This is a genomic window from Marivita sp. NO-S04, assembly GCF_059070475.1.
Map to the genome: position 1 here is coordinate 1,224,749 of NZ_CM180980.1, position 14,481 is coordinate 1,239,229.

The window sequence follows — 14,481 nt, forward strand, 5'->3', positions numbered from 1 at the left end:
CTTGAAAACCGCACGGGATATCCACCATGACCTGCAAGACGCGGATCGCGATGATCTTCAGCGCCGCGCTGACCGCTGGATGCGCGACTGAGCCAACCAGCCCGTCCGACGCATGCGACTGGGTGCAGCCCATTCGACCGTCGCGCGCGGATGTGTTGACCGAGGGCACGCTGGCGCAGATCGTCGCGCATAATGAGACAGGGGAAGTGCTGTGTGGGTGGGTGCCGCGAGGATTTGCATTTTGAGCGAAGGCCCAGCCGTGTTCATCTGCTATGTTTGATGGCTTCAGATCGAAGCCCCGCTATGAAAAACCGGCCGCGAACACGCATGAGGGCAGGGCCGTGACCGGTGACGTGCGCACGGCATCCTGCATTGGATTCACCGTGTGTTCTCCGACATGAAACGATGTGCTAAGGGGAGCTCCACAGCCACCGGAAAGGCCACCTGCAACGTTATCCCGATGAGTTCGTGTTCCGCTGGAACCGCGACGGCACATGCGCGGCGCTGTCAGCACGCGACCCGGGATCGGCGTCTGTCTTGTACCGGCGAAATATCGTGGTTTCGTTGATCAACGCGCCTGAAGAGCGTTACCGGCCAATTGCCGAAATGGCTGCACACGCCTGAGCAAAGGCTGCCGAAAGTCATTCAAAGCTGAACATCACACCAACCACGTCGGTGCGAGCGAAACCAAATGTCGTGCTTACCGGAAGGAAAGGGATAAGCCGCTTGCGGTGTCATTTGCAGCGGCAATGCACGTCCACGCTTTTCGCGGAACACATCCCAGTCGAGAGCGCTGACCATAGTTTCCGTCTGATCGACGGCTTCGTCCATGACCGCTCTCATATGTGGATCGTTGCAGACCCACCTTGGCACAATGATGCCGTCGGGGGGCGGTTACATCATCAGAGCCGGGACGTTCTGTAAATGGTTTGGGATGAATTGCATGGAAAAACTGCACCAAAACAGAAGGAAATGAGCAATATACACCCTGTCTGCGTGTGGAGAACAAAAAAGGACTGCACTCAATAGGCATGTGTTCTGTTTGGGGTTGTAATGGCTGATGAATGATTTTGACAGTGCTGTTGTGATGAGTGAATTCATCCCAACTCTATTTAATTTATTTGTCTAAAAAGTGATTCAAATTATAGGCGTTTTTTAATGTCTGACTGAATTCCTCCTGGTTCGACTTGTAACTGATTTGTGAAGTCAGTGCTGCCTTTAAAGATCGATCTCTCGGAAAAAGTGGGAAACGGCGATATGAGTTTCAATCTCAGCGCATTGACTGCAAGACAGCAGGCTGCCGCGATCTATATCGGTTATTATGATCGTGCTCCGGATCCGTATGGTATGGACTTTTGGGAAGCGGCCGTTGCCAATCCCGTCGTCCCGCTTGTGGATATCGCGACATATTTCGCAGCCCAGAAAGAAACCTATGCGGTGCATCCTTTCTTTGTTGAACCGTCGGCTGCTGCTGCAAACGCGTTCATTTCCGAACTGTACTTGAACCTGTTCAACCGTACGCCCGACGCGGCCGGCCTGGAGTTCTGGAGCACGGTTCTTCAGGGATCGATCGCCGGCACAAACGGTTTTTCGGTTGGTGAAATCATCCTCGAGATCATCCGGGGTGCGCAGAACACGATTGCTGGTCAGGACATCACGACGCTTCTGAACAAAATCGAAGTTGCAAATGCGTGGACAGTTGGTGCCAGCGAAGCCGGTCTGACCGAGCCGAATTCCTATGACGACAGCGAAATCGCTCAGAACAGTGCCAAGTCGATCATCAAAGGCGTGACTTCTGATGCATCCTCTGTCGCTGCTGCAAAGGCCGTGATCGTCACAGCATTTGATGGGCTCCTCCCGGGCTTGACTGTTGATCTTACGCCTCAGGCAGACAATATTGAATTGACCGTTGGTAGCGACACCGTGACCGGTGTGGTTCTCGAGCTCAGTATTGGCGACACGATCGTCGATCCGTCGACAACCGACGCTGACGTGCTGAATGTCGAACTGATTGAAGACATCGCGTCCAATGTGACTGTTCGAAACATTGAGACCGTTATTCTGAACGCATTGTCTGGTGATCGTACAATTAATGTCACCAACTGGGACGGTGTGCAGACCTACCAGGTCATCGGCGAAGGTGACATCAGCCTGACCGACGTGCAGACAACTGATCCGTCCTACGAGTTCAACGGCACCGTCGGCACGAACATGACCGTGAGCATCAACAATCTGGCAACATCAGGCCTTTCTGATGAAATCAGCGTTGAACTCACAGATGGCGTTGTAGGTGGTGTGTTCACGCTGACACCGGCAACAACCGTTGAAACCATCCGTGTGGTCTCGAACGGCACTGCTGAAAACGTGATCACCGATATTGTAGGCGCAAACGTCCGTACTCTGATCGTCGAAGGCGATGCGGCGTTCGAAAACGCAAACGCATTTGCAAGCACAATGACCACAATCGATGCACGTTACGTGTCGACCGCAGACATCCACTCTGCTGGTGCAACGACCATCCTGACCGGTGCGGGCAACGACCTGATTACACTGGACAGCGCGCTGGTCAACAACTCCGCAATCGTGATGGGCGCGGGGACAGACAGCTTCCACATGATGAACTCCACCGGCGGTGCTCAGGCAGAACTGCTCGGCATGGAAACCATCAAGACGCTCGACGCGGCCGACACGAACATCGACATGGCAAAAGCAACAGCCACGCCCGAGTTCAACGTCGCCGGTGGCTCGACCAGCATCACGCTGTCGAACCTGATCAACGGCAGCTCGGTCCGTACATCTGACCTGTCCACAAGCGGCAACATCAACATTGCGTACCGCAACTCGGCGACAGACGCTGCCCTCGTGGTGGATCTGGCGACACAGCACAATGGTGCTGACGATGCGATCACGCTCACAAACGTCTCCGACGTCACACTGAACGTGCAGAACGGTCTCTATGCAGTTGGCGGTGGCGTTGCTCCGACAGTGACACTGGACGACACGTCGCTGGCGGCTGGCATTGTGTCCGACGTTGTGAAATCGGTGACCATCAACAACACCGGTGTTGCGACAAACGGCACGGACAACGTTGTCCTGGGCAACGTTGCCTTTTCCTCGCGTCTGGAGACACTGACCCTCAACGCAACCGGCGCAGCCGTGACCGTTGGTACGATTGCCGAAGCAGAATCGTTCACAAACCTGAACATCGACGCTGCAGGTGGTGAAGTCACAGTCGGCGCCATCGGTGGCACTGCTGCGTCGACCGGTCTGTCCTCGATCAACGTGACCGCAACCGAGGACGTGTTCCTGGGTGCAGTCGCTGCAAACAACGTTGGTGGTGTGACCGATGTCACGCTGGCCGCTGCAAATGGCGACATCACAGGTCTCGTTCTGACCAACGATGCCGGCAGCATCGACACGGTCACCCTGTCGGGTGGTGGTGCGATTGCAGCAACCTTCAACACCGTTCTGCTGGGCTCCGGCACTGCAGGCTACACGAAGGCCATCAACTCGACCAACACAGGCTCGGTCAACCTGACCGTCAGCAACGCGGCGGCAAGCGGCGCGGGCACAGTGATGACACTGGGCGACGGCTCCAACACCGTCACCATGCTCTCGAGCATGAATGACGTCATCACCGGTGGCGCTGGCAGCGATACCCTTGTCCTGGGCGGCGGCGCAAGCAGCAGCCGTGGAAGCAACACCGTCGATCTGGGTGCAGGTACGGACGTGCTGAGCTTTGATGTTGCAGGCGCTGCAGAAGCAAACGGCATCATCATCAACGTCGGGTCCAGCGATGCATTCCTGAACGGTGCAAGCGGTGGTACAGCTGCTTCGAACGAGCTGGTCGCAACACTGACCGCCTATTCTCGTTCGAACGATGACGGAAACACGGCAGGTGCGATCGCAACCTTCACAGGCGTCGAACGCTACGTGGGGACCGATCAGGCCGACATCATGATCTCCGGTGCAACCGGTGCGAACATGAACGGTGCGGCGGGTGATGACGTCATCAACGGTGGCACAGGCGGCGACACGATCACTGGTGGCGAAGGTCAGGATACGATCCTTGCTGGTGGCGGTGACGATATCATCAACCTGACCAGCCAGGCAGCTGATGGCACCGATGACATTGACGGAGGCTCGGGCATTGATACGATTGTACTCGGTGGCGGTTCGATCTTCGTGTTCTCTACAGCAGACAGCAAACTGAAGAACGTTGAAAACGTCCAATTAGGTGCAAACGCATCTTTTACGCTGACCGGTCAAAACGAGAACTTTAACGTGATCGGCGGCGGTGGCAACGAAACCGTTATTTCCGGTTCCGGCGATGACACGATCAATGGTCGCTTCGGCGACGATTTCATCCAAGCAGCAGCGGGTGCCGATGTCATCAATGGTGGCGCAGGTCAGGATACCGTGTCTTATGCAGACGTGACAGGGGCGACATCCCATGGAGCGACAGCAACGACCGGGATGGCAATCAACCTGTCTGGTACTGCAATAATTGAAGCAAATGTCACTCTTGCAATGGGCGGCGCGACTGTTCTTGGTACCGAAGGGGCCGCCGCCCTCGCGGCGAATTCAGTGCAGTACATTGTGACGGCTGCAGCAGACGAGAATGACGATGTTTACCTCGTTGACACCGTAACAAGTATCGAAAGTGTCGTTGGTTCTGCTCTGGCCGACTTCATCGTCCTGGGTGCTGGTGGCATGAATGCAGCCGGTGGCGCGGGCAATGACGTTATTATTGGTGGGACTGGCAATGACACCATCGATGGTGGCGCTGGGGCAGATATTTTGATTGGTGGTGTGGGCCAAGACAAATTTATTTTGATGCGCGATGCACCCAGCGTTGAATTTGATACGATCAACGATTTTGCAATTGGGGACAATACCTCACCAAGCAGTGATAGCGACACGCTTGTCTTTTCAAGAATAGCAGTGGCTCAGGAAAGCGATCGTGTGAATTTTCAAGAAGGACCAGTCAGTTTATCTTCGACGGCAACAATAGAATCTTACAGTGTGAATGAGAATGGATTCGTAACTCTTTTTGATCGGCCGGTTGGCGCTGGAATCACGATTTTGCATCCAGAAACAACAAGTGACATGATTGCGGTTGCCAATGCAATTTTTGAAGACCTCGGCTCAGGAGAAACAAGCACTTTTGTCTTTGGAGTAGATGCCGATCGTGACGGTTCTGTGGATAGCATGTTTGTTGCATCGAGGAATGCATCGGGTCAGGGTGAGTTTGCTCATCTTCTTGACCTTGTGGATGTTGATGGTGTTGGAACTGGCGAAGCTCTCATCAAGCTGGAGACTGGTTCTCAGATCGTTGGTGATGCGACAGGATTGGTAATCGAAGACACAGCCGAAATGCTTTCAACATTTGGAGTCTTGAGTCTTTCTGGTGTTCACAGTGTAGATGATAATTTTGTTCCACAGCTTAATGTTGCGGGTGAAAATGGATATGGAACATTTACCGTTACAGAAGATGGTCGTTGGACTTATATTGCAGATAACCAACAATCTGCAGTGCAGTCGTTAGGTCCAGATGATACTCTGATCGACAGCTTTGAAGTTGTGGCCACAAATGGAGCCTCGCTGGAGGTGACAGTAACGCTGAAAGGCGCAGTGGGGTATGTCGTTGATGGCTATCTATCTGGAGCAACTGTCTTTCGGGATGCAAATGGAGATGGCTTATTAACCTTTGGTGAGTTTTCAACCATCACTGATGCTCTTGGTCGATACGACCCAGACGATCTTCCTGGCGTTGGAGACCTTAAATCATTTTTGGGCGTCGATTTGCTTACGGGTTTACCTTTTATCGGGCGGCTGACCGCTCCAGAAGCGTCAAACATCATCAGCCCTCTGACCACGCTCGTGCAAAGTCTTCTGAATATTTCTTCTAATTTGACTACTGCTGAGGCAGAGGCACTTGTGCGCGAAACACTGAACCTTGGTGAGGGTGATCTCCTTTCTGATGATCCCGTGCTATTGGCAGAAAATGGACGCACTCAACAATTCGCTGCTGCTGCCCAGATTGCAAACATCATTGCTCTTACAGAGGCCGCTGGTGGAGATGCAGGCTCAGTATTGTCTGTGGTGGCTCAAAGTTTATTGGATAATGAGTCTAACAACAGCACAGTAGATCAACTTGAAGACTACGATATTCTCAAGAATTCGTTCGAAAATTCTGGACTTTCTACTGAGCTGAGCGATGCTCTCGCGAATGCAGTACAGAACGCAAACGCAGCCATCACAGAAAACTCGAACTCTATTGATGGGATTGCACTCGTTCAGACTGTCGTCTTTGGCCAAGTTGCGCAATCGTTTCAGGATGGATCAGACGTATCGAACATTGATGTTGATCGTCTTATGGGAGAAACACAACAATTTAAGCCAACCCTGAATTCTTTCCCGAATGAAATAAGCGAAGCGATCAGAGAAACTGGAATAACGTTCAGCGGTCAGGGACGCGACGGAACAGAGATTGTTGTCAATTTCGGCGAGGTGACTAAAGTCACATCTGTCGTAAGTGGGGCTTGGTCGATCACTTTTGAAGCTGATGAATTTCCAAGTGAAGATGCGACGACTTTGCGTGTGGTAGCCCGCGCTATAATTGAGTCAGACGGTCAGCAGCAAGTTGTGACCAGCAGTCCACAAATAGTAAGCTTTGTGTTCACAACGTCGACGGCCGACAATCAAATCACCACTCCTGTCGGCAACACGTTATTTCTTACAGCCCTTGAAGCGGATGGTCTAAGTGTGACCGGGGAGGGGGATGTTGTCATTACCGATTTGAACGGATCGGATGCTGACCTGTTGGGGATCGACATAAGTGGCGACATCTCGTTTGATCTGGGTTCTGCTGATGCGAGCTTGGGCGCGGCGTTTTCCTTTGCTGGAACCACGTACGCAGTCTCTTCTGATGGTGCGCGGACGCTGGATATTACAGCGGTAGGCGCCCTTCCAGAGGGTGCTGGTTTTGTGGTTGGTGCTGACGCTACGCTGCGCCTGACCTCGGCGCAGGTTAACAGCCTCAGCGTGAGCGGAGCGGGGAGTGTCGTTATTACTGATTTGAACGGATCGGATGCTGACCTGTTGGGGATCGACGTAAGTGGCGACATCTCGTTTGATCTGGGTTCTGCTGATGCGAGCTTGGGCGCGGCGTTTTCGTTCGTTGGAACCACGTACGCAGTCTCTTCTGATGGTGCGCGGACGCTGGATATTACAGCGGTAGGTACCCTTCCAGGGGGTGCTGGTTTTGTGGTTGGTGCTGATGCGACGCTGCGCCTGACCTCGGCGCAGGCTGACAGCCTTAGCGTGAGCGGAGCGGGGAGTATTATTGTCGATGGTTTCGAAGCAACGACTAATCTTGAAGGCTTCGACGAGGGACTTGAAATTACCGGTGTCGTCACAGCAAACAATGTAAATCTTCGCAATAACCTATCAGTTGAACGCTTGGATACAATAGAAATGGTCGGCAATGACCTCATGTTGACTGGGGATCAAGCGTCTGGTCGATCGATTACAGCACCACCCAATTTTAGTCTTTGGCTTAAGGATTTGTCGAGCACGGCTGACCTATCCAGGGTATCAGACAATATTTTCGTTCGTGTGTCGCTTTCGAGGGATTCGGACGTTTCTAACGCAGTAGATGTATCCGCAGTTCGCGAATACTTTCTATTTGGGCAAACAATTATCATCGCAGCTAGCAGTCTTTATCAAGTAGGCAATCAGCCGACGATTGCAGCAGGGGGTGAGGCGTTTCATCATGCCTATATGGACTGGAGCACCGCGTCGACCGGTAGTGAAGTGGTGGTTACAGGCGTCCAGAATAACACTAATCTTTCAAGCTTTCTTGTCACGAATTATGGCGATCCAAACTTAACAGTTCGGGTGGATGAAAATAATACAATTGATCTGTCCTCCAACAACACTTTGGGCGCAGTGACGGGCTTTGAGATTGGAATGGGTGCAACCCTAACAATCAGAGCTGGGCAGGTGAGTGGTGACACTGCTACCGGGGATGGTTCGATTGTTGTCTCAGAGCTTAATGGATCGGAAGCTGATCTTTCCGACATAAAGCCACTTGGAGGCGTGACCCTCGCACTTGGCGCCGCTGATGCGAGCTTGGACGCGGCGTTTTCGTTTGCTGGAACCACGTACGCAGTCTCTTCTGATGGTGCGCGGACGCTGGATATTACAGCGGTAGGTACCCTTCCAGAGGGTGCTGGTTTTGTGGTTGGTGCTGATGCGACGCTGCGCCTGACCTCGGCGCAGGCTGACAGCCTTAGCGTGAGCGGAGCGGGGAATGTCGTTATTACCGATTTGAACGGATCGGATGCTGACCTGTTGGGGATCGACGTAAGTGGCGACATCTCGTTTGATCTGGGTTCTGCTGATGCAAGCTTGGGTGCGGCGTTTTCCTTTGCTGGAACCACGTACGCAGTCTCTTCTGATGGTGCGCGGACGCTGGATATTACAGCGGTAGGTACCCTTCCAGGGGGTGCTGGTTTTGTGGTTGGTGCTGATGCGACGCTGCGCCTGACCTCGGCGCAGGCTGACAGCCTTAGCGTGAGCGGAGCGGGAAGTGTTATTGTGGAAGATGTAACCGCTACGACCAATCTGTCCCAGATTGTTACAGAGTACTTTGAGGTTTCCCTCGAGTACTCAGGTACATATGTCGATCTTCGTTCGAACAATACTCTAAGTACGGTAGACCGATACGAGATAATGGGAACAGGGTCAATTTCATTCGTCGTGAACGGAAATCAAGCATCTGGGCGGGAGATTGTTGCTGATCTCGTAGGTGGCCATGAGCCGTTTATTGTGGGTCTTCCATCCGATGCTGATTTTTCAAAAATAATAGCTCGATCTGCCTATATTATCTTAGACAGCGATACGTCTTTAAGTTCTTCGGCAAATCTGTCTGGCATTACTTCTATTTTCCTGGCTGGACGTACGCTCACAGTTGATGCCGACTTTTTACCCGTCGAGGTAATACGGTTCCAGCCAGGCGGTGAAGCAGGCTTTTGGTACTTTCACTTCAACCCTGATGACGATAGCATCGGCTCTCTCATCGTTGCTGGGGTGAAAAGTAATTCTGATCTTTTTACTTTTATAGATACGCGATACGGAATACCATCTATTAGTGCACGTATCGACGCGGGAGACGCGATTGATCTGTCCTCCAACAACACTTTGGGCGCAGTGACGGGCTTTGAGATTGGAATGGGTGCAACCCTAACAATCAGAGCTGGGCAGGTGAGTGGTGACACTGCTACCGGGGATGGTTCGATTGTTGTCTCAGAGCTTAATGGATCGGAAGCTGATCTTTCCGACATAAAGCCACTTGGAGGCGTGACCCTCGCACTTGGCGCCGCTGATGCGAGCTTGGGCGCGGCGTTTTCCTTGGCTGGAACCACGTACGCAGTCTCTTCTGATGGTGCGCGGACGCTGGATATTACAGCGGTAGGTACCCTTCCAGGGGGTGCTGGTTTTGTGGTTGGTGCTGATGCGACGCTGCGCCTGACCTCGGCGCAGGCTGACAGCCTTAGCGTGAGCGGAGCGGGGAATGTCGTTATTACCGATTTGAACGGATCGGATGCTGACCTGTTGGGGATCGACGTAAGTGGCGACATCTCGTTTGATCTGGGTTCTGCTGATGCAAGCTTGGGTGCGGCGTTTTCCTTTGCTGGAACCACGTACGCAGTCTCTTCTGATGGTGCGCGGACGCTGGATATTACAGCGGTAGGTACCCTTCCAGGGGGTGCTGGTTTTGTGGTTGGTGCTGATGCGACGCTGCGCCTGACCTCGGCGCAGGCTGACAGCCTTAGTGTGACCGGAGCGGGGGATGTTGTCATTACCGATTTGAACGGATCGGATGCTGACCTGTTGGGGATCGACGTAAGTGGCGACATCTCGTTTGATCTGGGTTCTGCTGATGCGAGTCTAGAATCGGGTTTCAGTTTCGATGCCAAGAATTACGACGTCATCGGGGCTGGAACTCTAGATTTGTCTCAAATAACGCAGCCCCTTGGCATTGTCACAGGATTTACCGTATCTGGCGGTTCTGTGTTGGCCCTTTCGGCAGGTCAGTTGACGCAATTAGGGCTCGATAGTATCGCAGGAGCTGGAACATTGTATGTTGTCGCCTCGTCGGATGGTGGCGTGCTGGACGCGAGTGACGCTAGCATCACTAGTGTTATCCTAGCCGGGGGAACGGGTGTGGATACTTTCGTGTTCGATGATGGTGTGTCCATTGAAAATTTTGACACTTCAGCTGACAAGTTAGATGTGTCCAGTATTACTAAATCTATTTTGCGAGAAGACTTAACCCTTACACTTGCACTAGGTGGTTCTGTAACCACAACTACCACAGAAACTGCGTTTGTTGTGTCAGGTTCAGTTCCATCGGGAAATACGGAAAACAGATATTTTATATTAGGAGATCTGCCTACTTCTGGTGAATATCAATTTGGATGGAGTGTGGAAATGCTGAGCAATTTGCAAACTTTTCTCCAATACCAGGTAAATGGACCTGTTGGCGGAAACCTTTCAAATACCCTTTTTTTTCAGACATTTGGTGGAAATGTGGATCGAAGTGGTTCTTTTGTAGTAAATTTTTCCGAGCAAGAGGATGCACTTGTGTTCCGTTTGCAATCGAGAGCTAATGGATCGCCCCAAGAAATAGAATTCGCCCTCGAAATTCTTCAAGCACCAGAAATTCCTGTGATTTTTGAGGATGTACAAGTATCCTCCATGAATGGTAATGTGGTTTTTGATCTTGTTGGCAACTCGTTGACTTTGTTTGGAAATGATTCTGGAGAAGTTAACTCGGACTGGTTTATATTTCTTTGACCTTGTCTATGGCGCTAGGCTGACAATCCACCTTTCGTATTCGTGCGTGAGCTTTTCACTTGATGAAGGCAAATTTGTTCTTGCCGCACGTGCTTCGCTGGGGGATCGTTGGTAATGCCGCTTAAAAGCTCGGCTGTAGTCACTTTCAGATTTAAAACCCCAGCGAAAGGCTATTTGGCCAATATTCGTTTGACAGTGATTTGGATTCAACAGGTCCTGGAGGCTACGACGCAAGCGTCGACGTCTGATTTCAGATGCTACACCGTTCAATGTGTCAAATAGGCGGTATAATTGTGTTCGAGATAGTCCAAATGCATTCATTATAAGTGATGGATCCAAGTTTGGATCGTGCAGATTATCTTCTATAAAGTCAATTATTTTTGACCGTATGGCTAGATCGACCGCCTGAGCATCATAGTCACCCGTAGCATTGGCGCTCTTTGAATTCAGCAAACTTTGAGTGAGGCTAAGTAAAGCGGTTGAAGCAGCCGCACCGTCATCATGTGACATCCCGCCGCGATTAGAGTGCAAACTTAAAATATATTCGTACAACAACTTTGCCAGTGGAATATCACCAGAAATCACATGCCGATGGTGTGCATCAGGTTGATTGAGAAATGGGCTCAAAAAGTGACGAGGGATCATTGCTGTCAAGTGGCTAAAGTCATAATCAATGGCATCAAGTGGCGCGCTCGCATCGATAATATATATGTCTCCAGGTTTCACTTTCTGCACTGATTGTCCTTTTTCAACCTCACAATATCCTCTCTTGAAAATTTGCAGGAGATAACAGTCTAAGCCGTCTGCAAGGATTTTTTCTTTTGGCCTGCTGAAGCGTTGAGTTTGGGAAACAACTTCACCTAATAAAATTTGGCCAAAATTTGCTGCTTCTACTCTTGCCTGAAATGAATATGGGTTAACTCTATCATCAAGAGTTGCATCAAAAATAACACTTATGCTTTTTTGCCAAATATTAAAACGATCATGGGCGCAAAAGTTTTTTGTGTCAAATATTGTGTTTTCGATATCAGGCATATGTTTCCTCCATTTTGTAAAGATTAAAGTTCCACAGGTAAATTTAGCGGGAATTTTTTAATCGCATAGAAGGAAATTCTGTAAGCGCTGTGTGGCGCCCACCTTCTCTTGATCCTTGTGATTTGAGACTCACGCCCTGTTGGATAACAGGAGGTGAGTTTCGCCATGGAGACTACGAACGAGTTTCTCACGCGTTTGGGCGTTGAGGTCTCACGGACCGGGAGCCGACGGTGGCCAGATCGTGTGAAAGCGCGGATCGTGGCAGAAACGCTGGTGCCTGGAGCAACGGTGAATGACGTTGCGCGCAAGTATAACCTTCGCCCGAACCACCTGTCGGGATGGCGGCGGCTGGCCAAGGATGGTGAACTTGTTTTGCCCGCGCCAGAGGCTGACACGGACTTCGCCCCGTTGGTGATGTTCGATGTCGAAAGTTCGCCATCGGCGGAAGATACGGGTTCGGCGAGTAGGGCAATCGAGATCGTAGCTGGATCGGTTTCTGTCCGGCTGGACGGTGCCACGCCTGCAGCCCGGATTGGGGACATCGTGCGTGCGCTTGGGGGTGGCGCATGATCTTCCCTTCGAACCGTGTGCGCATTTTGGTGGCAACGCAGCCGGTTGACTTCAGAAAAGGACACGACGGGCTGACAGCCATGGTGCAGACCGTGCTCCGCAAAGATCCGTTCACCGGGACAGTGTTCCTGTTTCGGGCCAAGCGCTTGGACCGGCTGAAGCTTCTCTATTGGGACGGCAGCGGTCTGGTCATGGCCTACAAACGGCTCGAGGACACGACCTTCACCTGGCCCACGATCAAGGACGGAATGATGGCGCTGAACCACGCACAGTTCGAGGCGCTTTTTTCCGGGCTGGACTGGCGCAAGGTCAAGGCGCTGGAGACCCGCCCACCAGCTGCGGCGGAGTGACTCGGGGCGACGAATGCAGGGATCATGGCTTTGATCCCAGTGTATAATACTGATCATGAGCGCCGCTGCCAAAGACCTCGATCTGTCCGTCCTGCCACCGGAATACCGCGTAGCTTTTGAGGCCTTGAAGGCAAAAGCTGCGCGGGCCGCGGAGCTGGAGGACATCGTCAAACGTCTTGAGCATCTGGTGGCCGAGCTGAACCAGGTGGTCCACGGCAAGAAGTCCGAGAAGCTCAGCGAAGATGATCGCCAGCTGACCTTCGAGGATCTTGAAGCTGCCGTCGCCGAGGCCCGTGAACAAAAGAAGGTGCAGACGCCCGGAGACGACAAGCCCAAGCGAAAGCGAGTGGCCAGGCGCAACCGCGGCAACCTGCCCGCCGGTTTGCCACGCATCGAGCAGGTAGTCGAACCCGACAGCCTGATGTGCCCCTGTGGTTGCGGGCAGATGCACAGGATCGGCGAGGACCGCAACGAGCGGCTCGACATCGTCCCGGCACAGTGCCGTGTGATCGTGACGGTCCGCCCAAAATATGCCTGCCGCACCTGCACCGATGGGGTCACACAAGCACCGACGCCCGCATGGCTGATCGAGGGCGGGCTCCCAACCGAAGGCGCCATCGCGCATGTTCTGGTCAGCAAATATGCGGACCATGCCCCGCTCTACCGACAATCACAGATCCTCGCCCGCTCTGGCATCGACATTCACCGCTCGACGCTGGCTGATTGGGTCGGTGTGGCAGCTTTCCACCTTGGACCCATCGTGGACCGGCTGGCCGAGCACCTGAAGACATCCACGAAGCTGTTCATGGACGAAACCACGGCGCCGGTCCTCGATCCGGGCCGCGGGCGGACAAAAACAGGCTACCTCTGGGCTCTGGCGCGCGATGATCGGTCATGGGGCGGCGATGATCCCCCCGGGGTCGTCTTTTTCTATGCTCCCGATCGCCGCGGGGAGAATGCCGAGAAATTCCTGACCGGCTTCAACGGCACGCTGCAACTCGATGGCTACCAGGGCTACAACCGGCTGACGCGCCCTGACCGCAAGGGCGGTGATCCGATCGTTGTCGCCCATTGCTGGGCGCATGCGCGTCGCAAGCTCAAGGAAATCTTCGATCGCGATGGTTCCGAGATCGCCGCCGAGGGCCTGCGCCAGATCGCAGGAATCTATGCCGTCGAGAAAGACATCCGCGACACGTCCCCGGGCCAGCGCCTGTCAGCGCGCCAGGCACGATCCGCGCCACTGGTCGAAGCCTTCGGCATCTGGCTACAAGCGCAGCGCCTGCGCATCTCGGCCAAATCGCGCCTCGGAGAGAAGCTTGCCTACATCCACCGACACTGGGATGGTTTGCAGACCTTCCTGACGGACGGACGCGTCGAGATCGACTCCAACAAGGTCGAAAATCTGGTCAGGCCGATTGCTTTGAACAGGAAAAACGCATTGTTCGCCGGTCATGACGAGGGGGGCAAGGCATGGGGCCGCATCGCATCCCTGATCGAGACCGCCAAGATCAACGCCATCGAGCCTTTCGCCTATCTCAAGGCTACGCTCGAAGCCATTGCGGCCGGACATCCGCAACACCGCATCGACGAGTTGCTTCCTTGGAACTTCCAGCCGTCAAGCTGAAACCCAAGTGCCCTTCAGACACCGCTTACGAAATTC

The 14,481-nt window shown here is 53.0% G+C and carries 7 protein-coding genes and 1 pseudogene; 6 read left to right on the forward strand and 2 right to left on the reverse strand.

The features are described 5' to 3' along the window. Positions 1-26: 26 nt before the first annotated feature. Together ACK3EW_RS06580 and ACK3EW_RS06585 are read left to right on the forward strand one after the other, a co-directional pair. Positions 27-245, forward strand: coding sequence for a hypothetical protein (locus ACK3EW_RS06580; protein ID WP_493808954.1), 219 nt, complete (start codon positions 27-29; stop codon positions 243-245). Between the two features lie 57 nt (positions 246-302). After that, positions 303-581 (forward strand): annotated as a pseudogene (locus ACK3EW_RS06585) (transposase); the annotation flags it as partial. A 64-nt stretch (positions 582-645) separates the two neighbouring features. Here the strand turns inward: ACK3EW_RS06585 and ACK3EW_RS06590 are convergent. Then, positions 646-831, reverse strand: a complete 186-nt coding sequence (locus ACK3EW_RS06590) for a hypothetical protein (RefSeq protein WP_493808955.1) — start codon at positions 829-831, stop codon at positions 646-648. Positions 832-1,257: 426 nt separating this feature from the next. Between ACK3EW_RS06590 and ACK3EW_RS06595 the strand changes: the two genes are divergently transcribed. Continuing rightward, positions 1,258-10,866, forward strand: a complete 9,609-nt coding sequence (locus tag ACK3EW_RS06595; RefSeq protein ID WP_493808956.1) for a VCBS domain-containing protein — start codon at positions 1,258-1,260, stop codon at positions 10,864-10,866. A 6-nt stretch (positions 10,867-10,872) separates the two neighbouring features. Here ACK3EW_RS06595 and ACK3EW_RS06600 read toward each other — a convergent pair whose 3' ends face one another. Beyond that, entirely contained in the window at positions 10,873-11,901 is a 1,029-nt protein-coding gene (locus ACK3EW_RS06600; protein WP_493808957.1) for a helix-turn-helix domain-containing protein, read from the reverse strand. 165 nt (positions 11,902-12,066) lie between these two features. Here ACK3EW_RS06600 and tnpA point away from each other — a divergent pair, with 165 nt between their 5' ends. The 3 genes from tnpA to tnpC are packed head-to-tail and all read left to right on the forward strand — an operon-like array spanning position 12,067 to position 14,445. Further along, positions 12,067-12,471 carry an IS66-like element accessory protein TnpA gene (tnpA, locus tag ACK3EW_RS06605; protein ID WP_301070753.1) on the forward strand — a complete coding sequence of 135 codons (405 nt, stop codon included), beginning with the start codon at positions 12,067-12,069 and terminating at the stop codon, positions 12,469-12,471. After that, a complete protein-coding gene (tnpB, locus tag ACK3EW_RS06610; protein WP_301070749.1) occupies positions 12,468-12,821 on the forward strand; it encodes an IS66 family insertion sequence element accessory protein TnpB in 354 nt (117 codons plus the stop codon). The genes tnpA and tnpB overlap by 4 nt, the downstream gene beginning before the upstream one ends. 55 nt (positions 12,822-12,876) lie before the next feature. Further along, positions 12,877-14,445 (forward strand): IS66 family transposase, encoded by a 1,569-nt coding sequence (tnpC, locus tag ACK3EW_RS06615; protein ID WP_301070747.1) that lies wholly within the window; start codon positions 12,877-12,879, stop codon positions 14,443-14,445. Positions 14,446-14,481 lie beyond the last annotated feature (36 nt).